Source organism: Mucilaginibacter sp. MD40 (assembly GCF_002288635.1).
Classification (GTDB): domain Bacteria; phylum Bacteroidota; class Bacteroidia; order Sphingobacteriales; family Sphingobacteriaceae; genus Mucilaginibacter.
The window spans coordinates 688,712-706,363 of record NZ_NRSW01000001.1 but is presented as its reverse complement, the minus strand read 5'-3'; the positions used below and the strand labels follow the sequence as shown (position 1 = coordinate 706,363).

The 17,652-nt window shown below is 47.6% G+C and carries 21 protein-coding genes; 9 read left to right on the top strand and 12 right to left on the bottom strand.

The genetic code is table 11. From position 1 onward, the window contains the following. Positions 1–8: 8 nt before the first annotated feature. The 6 genes from hflX to CKK33_RS03130 form a co-directional block, all read right to left on the bottom strand. Positions 9–1,193 (bottom strand): GTPase HflX, encoded by a 1,185-nt coding sequence (hflX, locus tag CKK33_RS03155; RefSeq protein WP_095702715.1) that lies wholly within the window; start codon positions 1,191–1,193, stop codon positions 9–11. Between the two features lie 352 nt (positions 1,194–1,545). Further along, on the bottom strand, positions 1,546–2,328 hold the full coding sequence (gene trpC / locus CKK33_RS03150; protein WP_095702714.1) for an indole-3-glycerol phosphate synthase TrpC: 783 nt from the start codon (positions 2,326–2,328) through the stop codon (positions 1,546–1,548). A gap of 110 nt (positions 2,329–2,438) precedes the next feature. Beyond that, a complete protein-coding gene (locus CKK33_RS03145; RefSeq protein WP_095702713.1) occupies positions 2,439–3,056 on the bottom strand; it encodes an aminodeoxychorismate/anthranilate synthase component II in 618 nt (205 codons plus the stop codon). A 43-nt stretch (positions 3,057–3,099) separates the two neighbouring features. Then, complete coding sequence (locus CKK33_RS03140; RefSeq protein ID WP_095702712.1) at positions 3,100–4,509, bottom strand: anthranilate synthase component I family protein; 1,410 nt, start codon at positions 4,507–4,509, stop codon at positions 3,100–3,102. 225 nt (positions 4,510–4,734) lie between these two features. Beyond that, on the bottom strand, positions 4,735–5,181 hold the full coding sequence (locus tag CKK33_RS03135; protein ID WP_095702711.1) for a cytochrome B: 447 nt from the start codon (positions 5,179–5,181) through the stop codon (positions 4,735–4,737). Positions 5,182–5,366: 185 nt separating this feature from the next. Further along, entirely contained in the window at positions 5,367–6,551 is a 1,185-nt protein-coding gene (locus CKK33_RS03130; protein WP_095702710.1) for an anhydro-N-acetylmuramic acid kinase, read from the bottom strand. A 57-nt stretch (positions 6,552–6,608) separates the two neighbouring features. Here CKK33_RS03130 and CKK33_RS03125 point away from each other — a divergent pair, with 57 nt between their 5' ends. Further along, positions 6,609–7,025: a hypothetical protein gene (locus tag CKK33_RS03125; protein WP_143822891.1), complete on the top strand. Its 417-nt coding sequence runs from the start codon at positions 6,609–6,611 to the stop codon at positions 7,023–7,025. A gap of 2 nt (positions 7,026–7,027) precedes the next feature. Here CKK33_RS03125 and CKK33_RS03120 read toward each other — a convergent pair whose 3' ends face one another. Beyond that, entirely contained in the window at positions 7,028–7,516 is a 489-nt protein-coding gene (locus tag CKK33_RS03120; protein ID WP_095702708.1) for a DUF3347 domain-containing protein, read from the bottom strand. A 97-nt stretch (positions 7,517–7,613) separates the two neighbouring features. On the opposite strand from CKK33_RS03120, the gene pnuC reads away from it, so the two are divergent. The 6 genes from pnuC to CKK33_RS03090 all read left to right on the top strand — a co-directional run bounded on the left by pnuC (position 7,614) and on the right by CKK33_RS03090 (position 12,185). Then, entirely contained in the window at positions 7,614–8,231 is a 618-nt protein-coding gene (gene pnuC, locus CKK33_RS03115; protein WP_095702707.1) for a nicotinamide riboside transporter PnuC, read from the top strand. Beyond that, on the top strand, positions 8,232–8,771 hold the full coding sequence (locus CKK33_RS03110) for an AAA family ATPase (RefSeq protein ID WP_095702706.1): 540 nt from the start codon (positions 8,232–8,234) through the stop codon (positions 8,769–8,771). It begins immediately after the preceding gene. Between the two features lie 123 nt (positions 8,772–8,894). Next, entirely contained in the window at positions 8,895–9,455 is a 561-nt protein-coding gene (locus tag CKK33_RS03105; protein ID WP_095702705.1) for an RNA polymerase sigma factor, read from the top strand. After that, positions 9,452–10,027: a hypothetical protein gene (locus CKK33_RS03100; RefSeq protein WP_095702704.1), complete on the top strand. Its 576-nt coding sequence runs from the start codon at positions 9,452–9,454 to the stop codon at positions 10,025–10,027. Before CKK33_RS03105 ends, CKK33_RS03100 begins: the two co-directional genes overlap by 4 nt. After that, positions 10,011–11,330, top strand: coding sequence for a hypothetical protein (locus CKK33_RS03095; protein WP_095702703.1), 1,320 nt, complete (start codon positions 10,011–10,013; stop codon positions 11,328–11,330). Before CKK33_RS03100 ends, CKK33_RS03095 begins: the two co-directional genes overlap by 17 nt. A gap of 87 nt (positions 11,331–11,417) precedes the next feature. Then, the gene (locus CKK33_RS03090) at positions 11,418–12,185 is read left to right on the top strand and encodes a TerC family protein (protein ID WP_095702702.1); all 768 of its coding nucleotides are present in this window, start codon (positions 11,418–11,420) and stop codon (positions 12,183–12,185) included. A gap of 3 nt (positions 12,186–12,188) precedes the next feature. On the opposite strand, the gene CKK33_RS03085 is transcribed toward CKK33_RS03090, so the two are convergent. The 5 genes from CKK33_RS03085 to CKK33_RS03065 form a co-directional block, all read right to left on the bottom strand. Beyond that, a complete protein-coding gene (locus tag CKK33_RS03085; protein ID WP_095702701.1) occupies positions 12,189–13,376 on the bottom strand; it encodes a class I SAM-dependent rRNA methyltransferase in 1,188 nt (395 codons plus the stop codon). Positions 13,377–13,406: 30 nt separating this feature from the next. Further along, positions 13,407–14,009 (bottom strand): flavodoxin family protein, encoded by a 603-nt coding sequence (locus CKK33_RS03080; protein ID WP_095702700.1) that lies wholly within the window; start codon positions 14,007–14,009, stop codon positions 13,407–13,409. Between the two features lie 9 nt (positions 14,010–14,018). Continuing rightward, the gene (locus CKK33_RS03075) at positions 14,019–14,363 is read right to left on the bottom strand and encodes a four-helix bundle copper-binding protein (RefSeq protein WP_095702699.1); all 345 of its coding nucleotides are present in this window, start codon (positions 14,361–14,363) and stop codon (positions 14,019–14,021) included. A 145-nt stretch (positions 14,364–14,508) separates the two neighbouring features. Beyond that, the gene (locus CKK33_RS03070; protein ID WP_095702698.1) at positions 14,509–15,585 is read right to left on the bottom strand and encodes a DUF6515 family protein; all 1,077 of its coding nucleotides are present in this window, start codon (positions 15,583–15,585) and stop codon (positions 14,509–14,511) included. A gap of 117 nt (positions 15,586–15,702) precedes the next feature. Then, positions 15,703–16,272 (bottom strand): thiamine pyrophosphokinase, encoded by a 570-nt coding sequence (locus CKK33_RS03065; RefSeq protein WP_095702697.1) that lies wholly within the window; start codon positions 16,270–16,272, stop codon positions 15,703–15,705. Between the two features lie 122 nt (positions 16,273–16,394). Between CKK33_RS03065 and CKK33_RS03060 the strand changes: the two genes are divergently transcribed. Both CKK33_RS03060 and CKK33_RS03055 read left to right on the top strand, forming a co-directional pair. Continuing rightward, a complete protein-coding gene (locus CKK33_RS03060) occupies positions 16,395–16,760 on the top strand; it encodes a CoA-binding protein (RefSeq protein WP_095702696.1) in 366 nt (121 codons plus the stop codon). Between the two features lie 125 nt (positions 16,761–16,885). Next, entirely contained in the window at positions 16,886–17,497 is a 612-nt protein-coding gene (locus tag CKK33_RS03055; protein ID WP_095702695.1) for a superoxide dismutase, read from the top strand. Positions 17,498–17,652 lie beyond the last annotated feature (155 nt).

Here is a 17,652-nt window from a genome sequence, read left to right as displayed (position 1 = left end):
TTAAGGGGTTAATACAGCAAGTTATCATAAGGATACCTTGCCGTATGCACCTGTTTTACATAATCATACAGCAGGTTGCGGAACTCCTCCACGTTTTCTTTCTGCGTGGCAGAGATGAATATGGCGGGGCTATTGTTCTTGGCCATCCAGCTGTGGCGGAAGTCATCAAGCGTGATGGGTTCCTGCTCTGTGTTGATGTTATGGTCTTCGGGCTTAAAGGCATCTATCTTGTTAAAAACCGTTATCATGGTTTTATCAATAGCGCCCAGGTCCTTCAGTGTCTCATTAACGGTGCGTATCTGGTCCTCAAAGTTCGGGTGCGATACGTCGACCACGTGGATCAGGATATCGGCTTCGCGCACCTCATCCAGGGTAGATTTAAAGCACTCCACCAAATGGTGAGGTAACTTACGGATAAACCCGACCGTGTCTGACAGCAGGAAGGGCACATTCTCTATCACTACTTTACGCACCGTAGTATCCAGCGTTGCGAACAACTTGTTCTCCGCGAACACTTCAGACTTCGACAGCATGTTCATGATGGTTGATTTACCTACGTTGGTATACCCTACCAGGGCCACGCGTATCAATTGCTGGCGGTTTTTGCGCTGTGTTTCGTTCTGCCGGTCTATCAGTTTCAGCCGTTCTTTCAGTAACGAGATCTTGTTCAGGATCAAACGCCTGTCCGTCTCGATCTGCGACTCGCCCGGGCCGCGCATACCAATACCACCCTTTTGGCGCTCTAAGTGCGTCCAGAGGCGGGTAAGGCGGGGCAGCAGGTATTGCAGTTGGGCCAGCTCCACCTGGGTTTTAGCCTGCGCGGTTTGGGCCCTGCCGGCAAAAATATCCAGGATAAGATTGCTCCTGTCCAGTATCTTCACCTGCAATTCGTTCTCGATATTACGCAGTTGTGATGGCGACAGTTCGTCGTCAAACACCACCATGTCTATTTCTTCTGCCTTTACATATTCTTTTATCTCTTCCAACTTACCGGTGCCCACAAAGGTTGCACGCTCAGGCCGCTGCAGTTTTTGGGTGAACGCCTTCTCGGTTTTGCCGCCGGCAGTCATCACCAGGAACTCTAATTCCTCTAAATATTCTTTTTCTTGGGCTTCTGTTTCGTTTGGCGTAATTACACCTACCAACACTGCCCTTTCCTGCTTCACAGCAGTATCATAAAATTTTTGTCTCATTTAGTAAAATGATTATAGCCTCTCCCCAACCCCTCTCCATAAGGCGAGGGGCTTTTGAATTATGCTTATCTCAAATCTCCCCTTTTTTGGAGATTAAGGAGGGCTTGCAATTCAACCATAAAGGTAAGCAAGTGCTACCTTAAATTATAACTCGCTGTTTGCGGTTATGTTCACATAGCTATTACAATTAATTAACGCCGAAAATGCGTTAGTCTGAAAATATTGATTTTGAGAGAATTGCACGGGTAGTGCCCATTCACTGTTACGCTAACCTTACCATGTGTAAGGTAATAATGATGAAGTATTACATGGAGTATAAATGTAATGCAAAGATAAGGGTAAAAGGCTTGAATTACAAGCCTTTTACAAATTCGCGGATAGCGGCACCCGGGTCAGGCTGGCGCATAAAGTTCTCGCCGATCAAAAACCCGCGGAAACCGGCTTTTTTAAGGTCTTTGATCACATGGGTGTTGCTGATAGCGCTTTCAGAGATCTTGATGAACTCATCGGGAATGTGCTCTGCCAGTTCAAAGGAAGTTTCCACCGACACGCTGAAATCGGCCAGATTACGGTTATTTACGCCAATGGCATCCAGGTTGGGCGTAATGCTGCGTTGCAGTTCTTCCAGGTTGTGTACCTCTAACAGCACACTAAGACCATGACTTTTAGCCGCGGCCGCGAGGCGTGCGATCTCCTCAGGTGTAAGGATAGCAGCGATGAGTAAAATTACATCTGCGCCAATAGCCTTTGCTTCCAGTACCTGGTACTCGTCAATCATAAAATCCTTCCGCAAAATAGGGATTTTGTTCACCTTGCGGGCGGCGGTCACATCTTTTTGCGCGCCGCCAAAGAATTGCTCATCAGTTAACACAGACAATGCCGATGCGCCTGCCGCTGCGTAAGCCTGCGTCACCTCTTCAACCAATGCCTTATCATTAATAATGCCCTTTGATGGGGAGCGGCGCTTGAACTCGGCGATGATGCCAGTACGGTCCGGTGCCAGCAGGAATTCTTTGAAAGAGTGGGGCGTTCTGTCAAAATAAGGCGAAGCCTCCAGTTGTGCGATGCTTACCAGTTGTTTAGCAGCGGCTATTTCTTTCTTTTTTTGCTCTACTATTTTATCAAGTATGGTCATGGTGTCTTTTACAATAGCTTGTCATACTGAGCGCCAGCGAAGCATCTGTTTGTGGATGGATTCTTCACTATTGTTCAGAATGACAGTTTTTTATTAATCTGAAAATATACTTACGCGTTCAACCAGTTTTGCATCATTTCTTTCCCATACTCTGTTAACACCGATTCGGGGTGAAATTGTACACCGCGCACATTATATTTTTTGTGGCGCAGCGCCATTACGGATCCGTCCTGCTCATCAATAGCGGTAATTTCCAGCGTATCGGGCAGTTGTTTCTCAACCACCCAGGAATGATACCGCCCTACCTTAAAGCTTTCAGGTAATGATCTGAACAACGGCTCCGATGTGTCGGTCACCTTTATGGGTGTAGCTATACCGTGCATGGGCTGAGGCAGGTTATACAGCTTGCCGCCAAATACCTCGGCTATGGCCTGCTGACCTAAACATACCCCAAACAAGCTCTTGGTGGGCGCGTATTTTTCTATCACCTGTAACAATAAACCCGCCTCAGACGGTATGCCCGGCCCCGGCGACAGGATAATATGGCTGAATTGGTCCACATCTTCCAGCTTAAACTGGTCGTTTCTCCAAACCTCGCATTGCAGGCCCAGTTCGTTTACCAGGTGCACCAAATTGTAGGTGAACGAATCGTAATTATCTATGATCAGGATACCACCCAGCCCCCTGGAGGGGGAGTTGGATTGGCTGTTATTTTCTTGTGTGCTCATTCTTTTTTATAGTATTTTATTCCCCCTTCAGGGGGGTAGGGGGTTACAACTCCTGCGCCAGTTCTATTGCCCTGCGCAGGGCTGCTATCTTGTTATCTACTTCTTTTAATTCACTTTCCGGTACCGACCCGGCTACAATGCCTGCCCCGGCCTGGTAGTGCAGCGTATTGTTTTTGCTGAGGAAAGAGCGGATCATGATGGCGTGGTTAAAATCGCCGTTGAAGCCCATAAAGCCCAGCGCGCCGCTATAGAAGCTGCGCTTGGTTTTCTCGTTCTCGTCAATAATTTCCATGGCGCGGTATTTAGGAGCGCCGCTCAGTGTACCTGCCGGGAAGGTATCGGCCACAATTTTAAAGGAGGATGTGCCGGGTTTAAGCCTGCCGCTCACATGTGATACCAGGTGGATCAAATGAGAATAGTACTGCACCTCTTTAAATGCCTTTACGCTTACCTCTTCACAATGGCGACTCAGGTCGTTACGGGCCAGGTCAACCAGCATGACGTGCTCGGCGGACTCCTTAGGGTCGTTCTCCAGGGCGCGGGCTATTTCGGCATCTTTTTCATCGTCGCCGCTGCGTTTAAAGGTGCCGGCGATGGGGAATATGCTGGCCACATTATTTTTAATGGTGATCTGCGCCTCGGGCGATGAGCCAAAGATGCGGAAATCGCCGTAATCAAAATAAAAAAGGTACGGCGATGGGTTAATAGAGCGCAGTGCCCGATACACGTTAAACTCGTCGCCGGTAAATGCTTTGGAAAAAGCACGGGATGGCACTATCTGGAAAACATCGCCGCGGTAAATATGCTGCTTCATTTTCTCCACAATGGCAATAAATTCATCGCCGGTAAGGTTAGATTGTTCCTCGGCCGTACTGTCAAAGCTGTATTCAGGAAAGTTTTTATTCTTGATGAGGTCGGCCAGGCGGTCCAGACCGTTGCTTTGCTCCTGACCTTCTACCTGGTTATGGAAAATGTACAGCTCATTCTTAAAATGGTCAATAGCGATAATGTAGCTGTACATATGGTACTGCATTACCGGTATCTTGCGGTCGTGAGGGCCATAGGGTTTTAATTTAATGGTTTCAAAATGTTCAACCGCTTCATGGGTAAAATACCCGAAAAGGCCGTTGTTAAGCACTTTAGAGTTATTGGCCTCCACCTCGAAACGATTGATAAATTGGTTGATCTCGTCCACCAGGTCAAACGTGCCGGGCTGGCTGGTTTCCTCGCTGCCGTCAGGAAACTTCTTTTTCAGCTCGCCATCGTTCAGTACAATGCCGCCGAAAGGCTGGCAGCAAACAAAGCTTAAGCTGTTCTCGCGGCTATGATAGTCTGAACTTTCCAGCAGCAGTGAATTGGGGAACACATCGCGCAGCCGCAGGTATATGCTTACGGGCGTAGTGGTGTCGGCCAGCAGCTTTTTATGGGTGGTGTTAATTTTATATGTTTTCATTTATGTTGTGATCTCTCTTGGGCGCTTAAAACAAAAAAACCCGGCGAATTGAGCGTTCGCCGGGTTTCAAAATAGGTTTACATTTGATTAGTGTTGCAATATTACGAAACTATCCGGCTGTCTTACTTTTGTAAGATGCCACCAACTGTTATTGTAGATAGTTTTATTCATCGCGGGAACAAATTTATAAAGAAAATTGAATTATCAAATTTTTTGTCGACTTTTTTAGTGGGACATGCCTAATAAAGGGCGATGGCTTTGTATAATGGCTACCACCACAGTAACAAAGGCCAGTAAATAGAACAAAGCGATCACGCGGTGCTTTTCGCCCGGAAGCGTGGCTTTCTTTGATTTTGAGTGCCCGATGGTAATTAAAACAATAGCAAATATCATCATGGCCAGGTGCTCAACCGTCCAGTAGCGGGCGTCGGCATCTTTCATTACGCCATTACCAAAGCGTACAAAAGGGCTTAAAAAATATAGCACCAAACCTATTAATAGTTGCACGTGTGCCGATATCATGGCAAACAGGTTAAGCTTGCGGTTACCGTTGGTATATGGCCTTTTGCCTAACAGGCCGGCAAAGGCAACCAGGATGGCCAGCAATACCAGTACCATTACGATGTACCTGAAACCAGAGTGAAATTCAAGGAAGAATTTATATGCGTTCATGCGTATTTGTTTTTGCGTCGAATATAAGGATAATTTGCCTCACCCTGCCCTCTACGGGAGAGAGAGTCTAAAAATCTTGTTATAAAGTCCTGCCCGCGTTTGCCTCACCCTGCCCTCTCCAGGGGAGAAGGTTCTAAAAAATCTTGTTATAAAGTCCTCTCCTTTGGAGAGGATTTAGGTGAGGCTTACACCGAAAAACTAAACTTACCCATCAATACCGCCGGGTTGTTGCCAATTACTATAGGCTCCCCGCAAATTGCCTCGTTGCCCAGGGCCGCAAACAGGATAGCCTCTTTGGCGTCAGGATCAATACCTATATCGGCAGTATTGCCAATAGCCGCTTTCGGTAAGCCTTTTTTAATCTGCCCCATTACAAAGGGGTTGCGGGCACCGCCGCCGCTGGCGAATATCTTTAACCCGTCCACCGGGAAATTTTGGGCGATGAACCGTACAATGGTCCGCGCGGTAAAGGCGCTGAGCGTGGCAACCAGGTCGGCCTTGGCAATGTTAAGATCGCGCGTGGCTTGCTGCGCATTGGCTACATAATCGAGGTTAAACAGTTCGGGGCCGGTGGTTTTAGGCAGGCGCTCATTAAAAAACGGATGATGCAGCAGGGCATCAAGCAGTGTTTCGTTTACCGTACCCGAATACGCAATGGCCGCGTTCTCATCGTATGGCTTTCCAAAATGCTCGCGACAGGCGGCATCTATCAGTGTATTGCCGGGCCCAATATCGGTAGACAGTACTTTTGACAGGTCGCCATCACCGGGCAGATAGGTAAGGTTGGCAATACCGCCTATATTAAGCAACACGCGGTTTTCGCCGGGCCTGCTGCCCAGCAGCACATCGCCATACAGGGCCAACGGCGCGCCCTCGCCACCGGCGGCAATGTGTTTCTGCCTGAAATCGCTAATGGTAATGATGCCGGTTTTAACCGCGATGTGGTCGCCATCTCCAATTTGCAGGGTGGCATTACCATAGCCCGCTTGCCCATGCTGGTGTTTGGGCGCGTGGTAAATAGTTTGGCCGTGGCTGGCTATGAAGTCTACCTCAGATGGTTTTACACCCCAATCTTTTAAAGCCTGTAGTATTAGTTGCGCGTGATATGTACCTATAAAAGCGTTAAGCAGAGTAACCTGCTGCAGGTCGGCCTGCCGTTTAGCGAATACCTGCTTTACCTGCTCCTTAAATTCATCCTCATAAGGAATGGTAACAAAGTTGAGGAGCTTAAATCCGGTTTGCATCCCGCTTCCGCTGAAACTGCACAGGGCAATATCCAGGCCATCTAACGAGGTGCCCGACATGAGGCCGATGCACAAACGTTCGGGCTTCTGCGCAATGGAGAAAAGCTTTTGCAGGTTCTGATTCATGGCTATTGCCGCTAATCTACTTATTTGTGGATATATTTATCACTTAAAACTAATCACATGAGTTGCTATCTCAATATACTGGGTGCAGATTTTGATGTAGATAATTGTTTGTTAGCGACAACAATGCGGCCCCAAAACATCTGGCACAAAGGCGAGCCTAAATTGAAAACTAAGCCCGACGGAAAAAAGCTAACGCACAGCGGCTGCTCATTTACGGCAAGTGATGCGGATTTTAATCAGTTTAACGAGCAGGTGGCTGACGTGACTGCGTTCTTAAAAGATAATTATAAACACCTACAAAAGCTTACCCAAACAATAGGAATTGAATATGCTGTATTAGATTTTGGTGTCGGGTATGACGAAAGTAAATTTGTACAATCGAAATATTTGCCGACAGACCTGTTAAAACTTTGCGCCGGGCTAAATATTAGCATAGAGCTTTCTATCTATGCGCCGTCCGCCGAAGAAGCCTAACCCTACTTCGCCGCCTTTAAGGTTGCCTTTAGCGTACCGCATTCCAGCATTTTATCACCATAATAAGGGTTGCGTATATCATCACTTTCGCTTAGCCATGCCGCCTTTTTCATGGGGCAATATTGCTGATACAACGTTGCGCTATTCTGTTGCAGGCCGGAAAGCAGGCTGTACATATTGGCAGATAGGGTTTCAAAATATTTGCGCTGCTGCTCAATATCCGTTGCCTGGCTTATGCCGCGGCTGTCGGCTTTCAGTTTATCCGCATAGCTGCCGGCAAGTTTCTGCTGCGCGGCGGTAAGTCCCGTTGGTGGTATGGCTAACGCGGCAAGCAGCTCCTTGGCGCGGGTTTTAGCCAACGTAGCATTGCTGCCTACCAAGGCGTTCTTTACGCCGATGTAGGCCGAGGTAATCTGATCAACCGATTTGTTTTGTGCATGCGTGGTATAAGCGGCCAATAGAAAAAGCAGCCCGAATAGTAATTTCTTCATGATATATTAAACGTTGATTTTCAAAAATAATGATACTTAACCAATATACGGTTAAAGCCTTGCAAAGGCTTTTGATATATCCTGTTATATTTACCGCATGCAATGGATAAGCATGTGGCAAAGCTGGTGGCAGCAGCAAACGGCAGCGGAGATTATCGCCGTTATTACCGGGCTGTTATGCGTTTACCTTGCCGCGCGCAACAGTATTTGGAACTGGCCACTGGCCATTATTAGCGTGTCTATTTATATCTTCCTGTTTTTTGAGAAACATTTATATGCCGATACGGGCCTGCAATTTTACTTCCTGGGCATGAATATGTATGGCTGGTGGTACTGGAGCCATTCGCCCGCCGAGCAAAAAGTACCGCTCAGGCGCGTCACCTTAAAAGAAACCGGCCTGTCGGCTGCCGCGGTGGTGGTGGTTACCTTTGTGTTGGGTACGGTATTACAATACACGCCCGCCTCATACCCCTACCTGGATAGTTTTTTGGCGTCATGCAGCTTGGTGGCGCAGTTATTCCTGGCGCGCAAGGTTTTGGAAAACTGGCTGCTATGGGTGTTTGTTGATGTCATATACGTAGGCGTTTATATGTTTAAAGACCTGCATCTTACCGCCCTTATGTATGCTATTTACGCGCTTATTGCCGCTAAAGGATATATAGATTGGCGCCGTGAGTGGAAATTGCAGCAGGCTGTACCTAATGAAATAAAATAAATGGCATCAGATATTATAAAGATAGCTGTGGTAGGGCCCGAATCTACCGGTAAGTCAACCATGTCGGCCTTTTTGGCGGCGCATTACCAAACAGTTTGGGTGCCCGAGTTTGCACGCGGCTATTGCGAAAAGCTTACCGCCCCGCCTACCTGGCACGATGAGGTGAACATGTTTTACGGGCAGCTCGCGCTGGAAGAGCAATTACTGCCCAAAGCTAACCGCCTGCTCATTTGCGATACCACTTTTATTACCGTTAAAATATGGAGCGACCAGTTATTTGGCAGCTCGCCGCAGGAGGTGCTGGACGAATTACCCCGCCACCCGTACCACTTGTACCTACTGCTGGATATTGACCTGCCCTGGCAGGACGACCCCCTGCGCGATTTCCCCCACCTGCGCGAACATTTTATGGAGGTATGGCACCGGGAACTAAAAGCGCTTAACGCCAATTATACCGTGATCTCCGGAACCGGGCAGGACAGGTACGAGCGGGCTGTTGAGGTGATAGATAAGTACCTTGATCAGAATTCGAATAATTGACAAGATTCAGGTGTAGATGCGTTTATTCTGATAATTCTCTAATTCTGATACCAACTTTTTTTACTCTCCGTGCAACGTTGTTAAAAGGCATGCGTCATTTAACCTGAAACCTGTCAATACAATTTGGAAGCCGTATATACCGATAAACATTACAGCCTTGTGGCTGAGTGTAAGCAGGGCAGTAAAAAAGCCTGCTATGAGCTTTACCGCCTTTACGCCAAAGCGATGTTAAACACCGCTTTCAGGATAGTGGGCAATATTGCCGAGGCGGAAGATGTATTGCAGGAATCGTTTACGGACGCTTTTCACAAGCTGAAGGATTTTAGACAGGATACTACTTTTGGCCTGTGGCTTAAACAAATTGTGGTGAACCGCTCTATCAATCTTTTACGCAAAAGGCGGCTTGAACTGGTAGAGATTGACGATGGGCACCTGGACAACGTACCCGATGAGGAAAGTTTTGATGATGAGGACGTACAGTACCAGGTGGCGCAGATAAAGGAGGCCATGAAAGAACTGCCGGAGGGTTACCGGTTGGTGATATCGTTATACCTGCTGGAAGGTTACGACCATGAGGAGATAGGGCAGATATTGAATATTAGCGAGAATACATCACGTACGCAGTTTTTAAGAGCAAAAAGAAAACTGGGCGATATACTGATAAGGAAAGGGATAAAAAGATGAGCAAGCTTATAGAAGATTTTATTAGCCATAACCGGGAAGAATTTGATGACCTGGAGCCGCGTGCCGATCTGTGGGATAATATTGCCGCCGAACTGGACGCATGGGATGAGCATCGGGAGCAACAGCCCGTTAAACGGGTAGCTAAAACGTTTTCGCTGGGTTTTGTACTAAAAGTTGCCGCTTCGGTAATTGTGGTGATGGGCCTTGGGTTTGCCTTGTATCTTAAAACCATGAAGCCGGCCGGCAATGGAATAGATTATGCCGATATTAACCCTACCTATGCCAAACAGCAGATGCGCCTGGTATCGGTAATTGAAACGCAGAAGAACGAACTGAAAGAGATAGCCAAATTTGACCCCCAGTTATACCAGGAATTTAACGGGGAAATAACCAGGATGCAGGCTATATATAAGAAACTGAATGCCGAGCTGGCCACTTCGCCTAACCAGGAGCGTGTTTTACGTGCAATGATCCGGAACTTGCAAATACAAACCGAAGTGCTTAACCAGCAGCTAAGTGTAATACAACAATTTAACGCGAGTAAAAATCAGCAAAATGAAAAAACTATTTAAAAGCATGTTATTTGCAGCTGCTGCGATAATAGCTGCAAGTTCCGGCCTGCGTGCGCAGGTAACACCGCCCGAACCGCCGCTGCCGCCAGAAAATTATACCTACAATGGCAACTTCGATAAAAAGGAGCTGGCTAAGAAAATGGCCGAACTTAAAGTGAAGATGGCCGACCTGAACAAGCAAATGGCCAAACTTTCTGTTGAGCAGAATAAACAGATGGCCCTGCGCATGAATGATCTGCATAAAAAGCTCAGCGTACAGTTCAAGGATTTCGGTAAAGACTTTGATAAAAACTTTTCGGGTAGTTTTAACGGTATGGTGCCGCAGGGCAGCTTTAATTTTAAAAGCGACCTGTCTGACCAGGAATACCGAAAAAAAATAGCCACCGGCGAAATCAAGGAGAAGGTAAAAACCTACAGTAAAACCTACAGCGCCGATGCTAACGATGTGTTACAGATCAGCAACAGCTTTGGAAAAATCAATGTAAACACCTGGAACCGTAACGAGTTTAAGGTTGATGTAACCATGCGTTTTTCATCAGAAGATGCTGGCATTGTGGATGAAATGGCGGAGGGTACTTCTATCAGGGACAGTAAGACAGGCTCAACCGTTTCTTTCAAAACCATTACCTGGACCAACCAGCGCCGCGGTGGCGATACCCACCAGAAAATGAGTATTGATTACGTAGTGTATATGCCGGCTGGTAACGCGCTGGATATTAACAATAAGTTCGGATCGGTTACTTTACCCAACCTCAGCGGTAAAACCGTGGTTAGGCTGCAGTTTGGCACCTTGATAGCGCAGCAGCTCACCAATGCCCAAAATGATGTATCTGTGCGCTTTTCGCAGGATAGCCCATCGTCCATAGCCTTCTACAACGGCGAAAAGCTTCGGGTAGAGTTCAGTAAGTTTAAAGCAGGCACTATTGATAACAGCGCGGCCACGTTTAACTTCTCTGATGTGAGTATAGACCGGCTGAAAACTTCCGCGGATATCAACGTGAAATTTGGCGGCGGCCTTAGCATCGGCGCTATTGATAAAGGGGTAAAAAACCTTAACATCAACGCCTCAAATACCAAAATTGACCTTGATTTTGATAACGACCTTAGCTATAACTTTGATGTAACCACACGCATGGGCAGCTTTAATTATAAAGACGATAAGGTGAAAGTTACCGCCAAAACTCCCGGCGATGAAGAGCGCGGCTGGTCGCAGGTGAAAACGTATAAAGGTTATGTGGGCAAAAATAACGCAGGTACTACGGTTGTGGTAAACTCGAGGTTTGCCGGCATACAGTTCAAATAGAAAAACAGCTAAATAGCATTAAATGTAAAACCCTTGCCAAACAACGGCAGGGGTTTTGCTATTTTAGCGGAAACAATAAACATCTGCATGGAATTTTTTACCGACCCGGAAGCGTGGATATCCCTTATCACGCTTACCTTTTTGGAAATAGTATTGGGGATTGACAATGTGATATTCATCTCCATACTGTCAGACAAGCTCCCTAAACATCAACAAAATAAAGGCCGCAAGCTGGGGCTGGGTTTGGCCATGATCACACGCGTAATGCTCCTGTTTGCCATAAGCTGGGTAATGAAACTCACCGCCCCGCTGTTTAATTTATCGGGCATTGTTGGGGCAACCGATGCCGACTGGGTGGAGAAGCTGGCTATATCCGGCCGCGACCTGATCCTGATCGTGGGCGGGTTGTTCCTGATCTATAAAAGTACGGCCGAGATACACCATAAAATTGAAGGCGATGAAGAAGGCGCCGAAAATGTTAAACCGCACTCGTTCTGGGGAACCATTGTGCAGATTATGCTGCTGGATATTGTTTTCTCGCTTGATTCGGTGATCACGGCGGTAGGTATGGCACAGCATATCGAGATCATGGTGGCGGCAGTGGTTATAGCTGTAGGTATCATGATGTGGTCGTCGGCAAGTGTGGCCAATTTTGTGAACAAGCACCCAACGGTAAAAATGCTGGCGCTGTCGTTCCTGTTATTGATAGGTGTTTCCCTTTTGGCCGAGGCCTTTGAGCAGCACATCCCTAAAGGGTATATTTATTTCGCGATGGCCTTCTCCGTACTGGTAGAAATGCTGAACCTTAAAATGCGTTCAAAAAACAAGCTTACCAAACCGGTTACCAAAAAATAGCAGCTACCAAACGCGGCACAGTAAGCCCTTCAGGTATTCTCCCTCGGGGAAGGACGCCCTAACGGGGTGGTCCTCGGGCTGGTTAAACTGGTAAATGAACTGTACCTGTTTACCGGCATCAAGGGCGGCCCATGCCAATACCTGCTTAAAGGTTTCCATGTCCATGGCGCCCGAGCAGGAGAAGGTAGCCAGCAGGCCACCGCTGTTGAGCAGCTGCATACCAATACGGTTAAGGTCTTTATACGCGCGTGAGGCGCGGTCAAGCGCCGAGCGTGATGGCGCGTATTTTGGCGGGTCCAGAACAATGATATCGAACTTATCGCCCTCCTCCCTGAATTTGCGCAGCTGCGCGTTCACATCAGATTTGATAGCCTCGTGTTTGGTTGCGTCAAAGCCGTTAAGGCGTATATTTTCCAGCAAGGTTTCAATGGCCAGTGCCGAACTATCTACACTGGTAACATGGAATGCATTGTTGTGCAGGGCATTCAGGGTAAAGCCCCCTGTGTAGCAAAAGCAATCGAGCACCTTACGGTTTTTGGCGTAATGGGCCAATATGCGGCGGTTATCGCGCTGGTCGCAGTAAAAACCCGATTTTTGGCCCTCGGCGATGTTGATGCCATAGGTGATGCCATTTTCCTTTACCATTACCAGCTCCGGCGGGTGGGTGCCGGCAAGCAAGGTGTTAGAAGTTTCCAGCCCTTCGTGCGCACGGGAGGCCGCGTCGCTTTTATCAAATATGCTGGCTGGGTTCAGGAGCTGATTAAGCTCATCAATAATTACCGGCAACACATTTTGTATACCCGAGGTGAGTACCTGCACGGCCAGGTGATCGGCATATTTGTCAACGATAAGCCCCGGCAGGTAATCAGACTCGCTAAAGACCAGCCGGCAGGTATCGGTTTCGCCGCTCTCAAGTACATCGGCACGACCGGCTACGGCCATCCTTACCTTATCGCGGAACCAGTCGTCGTTAACGGCGGTGTTCTCATCCCACTCCAGCAGGCGCACAGCCACGCGCGATTGATTGTTGTAAAAGCCATAGGCCATAAAGGTTTTTTTACCATCAAGCAGGCGCACTACCTCGCCGTTGGCGGGCTTGCCCTTTACCTGTTCAATAGCGCCCGAAAATACCCAGGGGTGCCTTTGTAAAACCGCTTTTTCCTTGCCTTTTTTAAGTACAACATCAATCATGGCGCAAAGGTAATAATATCATCGCCATTATCAGGCACTGCCGGGTATGGGGGTTTGCCGTAACGCTCTGGCAACAGCTACTACGTTGTTAGCTGCGGCCTTAGCCGTTTGTACCGACCAATCTTTACGATAATCGCTCTCCAGATACTTGTCGCCCGGGCCGGGGCCGTTGTTCCAGTAAGTGTATGATTGCGGTGCAATGGTAAAGCCAACATCCATTAAAGCCCCTGCTATTTCTGTTACCACGTGCCTTGCCCCGTCCTCCGCGCCGGTTACCACAAAACCCGCAACACGGTTAAAGGTAACGGGCCGGTTTTGGCTGTCGCGTTTAGGGTACAGGCCATTGATACGTTCGAGTACCTTTAAGGCCATGCTTGACATGGTACCCATCCAGGTAGGCGTAGCAATAATGAGGATCTCTGAGGAGAGCAGTTCATCCAAAATGGCCGGCCACTCATCACCTTCGCCAAGGTCGGATTTTATACCGGTGATGATATGGTGGTCGGCCACACGTATCATTTTGGTTCGCACGCCCATCCTCTCCATCTCTTTGATCATTTCATAGGCCAGCGCTTCCGTATTTGACGGCGCCGGCGAAGGCTTAAGCGTGCAATTGAGCACTAATGCTTTCATGTTACATGTTTAATCCTGTGTAATGGTTTGGTGATGGGCATGGCAGGCATCGGCGCATTCGCGGCAGGCCCGGGCGCATTGCTGACAATGTTCATGCTCGTGCATGCCACATTCTTCGGCACACATGCGGCATATTTCTTCGCAAAGTACCAGGTACTGGTGCGCGATCTCTGATTGTCGCTGTAACAGCCTTGCCGCCTGTGAGCAAATGTCGGCGCAATCCCTGTCGAGGCTGATACAGCGCACCATCGGTTTTACCTCATCTTCATTAAGGCAAGCTGTGGCGCAATTTTCACAAGCGGCTACACAGGCCAATAGTTTTGCAATTAATGCTGTATGATCATGATTTTCCATGGTATTTGATATTTAGTTATACTATACCAATACGCCGGAGTTAAAAATGTTTCGGTAAATTTAAAAATGCCTAACGTTGCGGAGCAGGCATAAAAAAAGCGGGGGCCTTTTACAACCCCCGCTTTTATGAAGCTAATCTTAAAACTTATTGCTGGTTATTATTGTCATCGCCCTGGTCCTCGTCGGCTGTTCCAACAACACGATAAACTTTTTTATTGTTCTCATCGCGTTGCTCCTGGAAATAGGTTCCGTCAGGAGATACCCAAAGCTTTTCGCCATTTACTTTTATTTTGCGGCTATCCTCAGGCAATGAGGTCAGGATGTCGCCTACCTGGTAAGCCTGGTAGTTGCCATCGTCAGAACCGCCATTGCTGGTATTTAGTTCACCGTCTTTACCGGCTACTTCGTAAACCACAGTACCATCATCGCGGGTTACCGCACGGTAGTAAACACCGTTTGATTCATAGAACTGCTCACCGTTGATAGTAATAGGCTGCGCTTTTGATGGTAATGAATTTACTGCTGCTCCTACCGGTGGTTCCACTACAGTATATTGGTTATCATTGTACTGGTAATACAAACCGTCGGCGTAGTAGTACTGGTAGTTGTTCCACCAGAACGGATAGTAACCGAAAGGTAGTACGCCTATGCTGAAACCAATGCGTGGCAAATAATAAGAGTTATAGTAACCGCGATAGTTATAATAACCATAGCCAAAATAACGTGGGCCGTAATATTGCCTTACATATGGCCTGCCATAACCATAGCCATAACGGCCACCATAGTAGCCTCTTGTGTAGCCGCTGCCACGGTTAAACCCGGAATATGGGCTACCCGCGAAAGCGCCACGGTTGCTGTAACCATAGCCCCTGCCTGCGGTAACACCGGCAGAACCCCGGCCGAAACCACTGCTGTTTGGCGCTATTGCAGTGCCATTTGGCCTGCTAAAGCTACCGGATGGGCGACTGAACGCGCCTGCCGAACCTCTGCCAAAACCATTTGATGGCTGGCTAAAGCCGCTTGAAGGCCGGCTGAAAGAGCCTGCTGATGGCCGGCTGAAACCGCCACCGCCACCACCGCTAAACCCACGGCCACCGCCACCACTAAATCCACCACCGCCACCGCCACGAGCGCCCCGTTGTGCATCAGCGTTGAGGCCCATACCCAGGAACATCATTCCGCTGAGGGCCACTGTTAATAATTTTTTATATGCTGTTCTCATCTTGAAAGTAATAAAGCGCCAGCGCTTTCGCGCTGATTTGTATGTATGACTGGAAAAGTTCCTAACGGTTTAATCCTTAATAAATTATTTTCAACAAAAAGCAGGCCGCAATTATTTTTAAAGCTCCTCGGCAATAAACAGGTACGGCCCGGTGAAGTTAAGCGAAAATAAACCATCGGCCAGGGTGATATGATCGCCATCGGGCTGTGCTAAAAGGCCTGTAGTTTGCAGGTCGGCACATGCTGATAGTATCCTTACCCGTTCGTCCGCGGGCTTCCATTTACTAAACCCGCTACTTACGGGATAAATTTTTTGGGTGCCGCTGTAAATTACCAGGTTAATGCGCTTAATAAACTGTTCGTATTGGTTTATTTCCACATCGTCCGTCACTACATTCACTGCCGGGTAACCCTCGTTTGCCAGGTAGTTTAATGCCGCGGCGATAGCATTTTCTGCTCCCGCGGAAATAAACTTTACATGTTCCTGTAAATGAGCGGTTACTTCATGCTCTACCACCACATCCACCTTAATACCGAGGCTGTTTAATTCTTCTGCCGCGTGCTGCAGCGCAACAACCGTAGGGCTCCATTCCAGTAACTGGCCCAGCAGTTCGTCGCTGAAGTTAGTTAAGCTGAGTACCAGTAATGCTGGTTCCTGCTTTTCGCGGATAACATGGTGTGATGACATTTTCTATTTTTATCTCACCAAAGGTGGATAGCCAAAGGTAACGTAAATTCCATTTGAATGTAATTACCGGAGGCATTAGGCCTGCCAATAAATCATTTTTATAACTTGCACGTTATATACATATGGCAGATAAGAAAACACTCATTATAGGCGCTACGCCCGACCCTTCGCGTTATGCCTACCTGGCCGCTAACCGCCTGGTGAGCCATGGGCACAGTATTGTGAATGTAGGCATTAAAACCGGTGAGGTGGCCGGGGTTGCTATTGAGAAACCGGAAACCATCCACACCGATATTGATACTATAACGCTTTATGTAGGGCCGCAGAACCAGCCGCCATTGTACGACTACATCTTTAAAACAAAACCTAAAAGGATAATTTTTAACCCCGGAACCGAGAATGAGGAGCTGCGACGCATGGCAGTAGATAACGGCATTGAAACCGATTATGCTTGTACGCTGCTTCTGCTTTCAGTGGGGCAGTATTAGGGCGAGGCGGAAGCCTCGTAAGTTATCATATCATTAAATGACATTTCATTAGAACAAAAAGTAATATCTGCGCTTATATTTGCTACGTCACATATAAATTGTTTAACCAATAAATTTGAAATATTATGGCATTTACACTACCGGCGTTACCATACGCTACTGATGCTCTTGAACCGCATATTGATAAAACTACCATGGAAATTCACCACGGTAAACATCACCAGGCTTATGTTACCAACTTAAATAAAGCTTTGGAAGGTAAACCAGAGGCGGATGGCAAAATTGAAGATATCATCAAAAATATTTCAAAGTACCCTGCCGCTGTGCGTAACAATGGCGGTGGCCACTACAACCACTCTTTGTTCTGGACTTTATTGTCTCCAAGCGGTGGCGGCGAGCCTACAGGCCCGTTAGCTGACGCGATCAAAAGCACTTTCGGTTCTTTTGCTGATTTTAAAACTAAAGTATCTGAAGCGGGTGCAACCCGTTTTGGTTCTGGCTGGGCCTGGTTAATTGTTGGTGCCGATAAAAAACTGGCCGTAACCTCAACCCCTAACCAGGACAACCCATTAATGGACATTGCCGAAGTAAAAGGTACACCAATCCTGGGTATTGACGTTTGGGAACATGCTTATTACTTAAAATACCAAAACCGTCGCCCGGATTATTTAGCCGCTATCTGGAACGTGATCAACTGGAACCACGTTTCTGAGTTATACGCTAAAGCGATAGCGTAATGCCTCATCCAAACCTTCTCCAAAGGAGAAGGCTTAAATAAAAAAGGCGGCAGGTAAACAATCTGCCGCTTTTTTATTTAGTAGTATAGGCCTCACCTAAATCCTCTCCAGAGGAGAGGACTTTATAAGGATGGCGTTATAGAACCCTCTCCTCT

Excerpts from the sequence above, each read along its gene's own strand:
- hflX (WP_095702715.1), bottom strand. The coding sequence starts at position 1,193 with ATGAGACAAAAATTTTATGATACTGCTGTGAAGCAGGAAAGGGCAGTG.
- trpC (WP_095702714.1), bottom strand. The coding sequence starts at position 2,328 with ATGACCATACTTGATAAAATAGTAGAGCAAAAAAAGAAAGAAATAGCC.
- CKK33_RS03145 (WP_095702713.1), bottom strand. The coding sequence starts at position 3,056 with ATGAGCACACAAGAAAATAACAGCCAATCCAACTCCCCCTCCAGGGGG.
- CKK33_RS03140 (WP_095702712.1), bottom strand. The coding sequence starts at position 4,509 with ATGAAAACATATAAAATTAACACCACCCATAAAAAGCTGCTGGCCGAC.
- CKK33_RS03135 (WP_095702711.1), bottom strand. The coding sequence starts at position 5,181 with ATGAACGCATATAAATTCTTCCTTGAATTTCACTCTGGTTTCAGGTAC.
- CKK33_RS03130 (WP_095702710.1), bottom strand. The coding sequence starts at position 6,551 with ATGAATCAGAACCTGCAAAAGCTTTTCTCCATTGCGCAGAAGCCCGAA.
- CKK33_RS03125 (WP_143822891.1), top strand. The coding sequence starts at position 6,609 with ATGAGTTGCTATCTCAATATACTGGGTGCAGATTTTGATGTAGATAAT.
- CKK33_RS03120 (WP_095702708.1), bottom strand. The coding sequence starts at position 7,516 with ATGAAGAAATTACTATTCGGGCTGCTTTTTCTATTGGCCGCTTATACC.
- pnuC (WP_095702707.1), top strand. The coding sequence starts at position 7,614 with ATGCAATGGATAAGCATGTGGCAAAGCTGGTGGCAGCAGCAAACGGCA.
- CKK33_RS03110 (WP_095702706.1), top strand. The coding sequence starts at position 8,232 with ATGGCATCAGATATTATAAAGATAGCTGTGGTAGGGCCCGAATCTACC.
- CKK33_RS03100 (WP_095702704.1), top strand. The coding sequence starts at position 9,452 with ATGAGCAAGCTTATAGAAGATTTTATTAGCCATAACCGGGAAGAATTT.
- CKK33_RS03095 (WP_095702703.1), top strand. The coding sequence starts at position 10,011 with ATGAAAAAACTATTTAAAAGCATGTTATTTGCAGCTGCTGCGATAATA.
- CKK33_RS03090 (WP_095702702.1), top strand. The coding sequence starts at position 11,418 with ATGGAATTTTTTACCGACCCGGAAGCGTGGATATCCCTTATCACGCTT.
- CKK33_RS03085 (WP_095702701.1), bottom strand. The coding sequence starts at position 13,376 with ATGATTGATGTTGTACTTAAAAAAGGCAAGGAAAAAGCGGTTTTACAA.
- CKK33_RS03080 (WP_095702700.1), bottom strand. The coding sequence starts at position 14,009 with ATGAAAGCATTAGTGCTCAATTGCACGCTTAAGCCTTCGCCGGCGCCG.
- CKK33_RS03075 (WP_095702699.1), bottom strand. The coding sequence starts at position 14,363 with ATGGAAAATCATGATCATACAGCATTAATTGCAAAACTATTGGCCTGT.
- CKK33_RS03070 (WP_095702698.1), bottom strand. The coding sequence starts at position 15,585 with ATGAGAACAGCATATAAAAAATTATTAACAGTGGCCCTCAGCGGAATG.
- CKK33_RS03065 (WP_095702697.1), bottom strand. The coding sequence starts at position 16,272 with ATGTCATCACACCATGTTATCCGCGAAAAGCAGGAACCAGCATTACTG.
- CKK33_RS03060 (WP_095702696.1), top strand. The coding sequence starts at position 16,395 with ATGGCAGATAAGAAAACACTCATTATAGGCGCTACGCCCGACCCTTCG.
- CKK33_RS03055 (WP_095702695.1), top strand. The coding sequence starts at position 16,886 with ATGGCATTTACACTACCGGCGTTACCATACGCTACTGATGCTCTTGAA.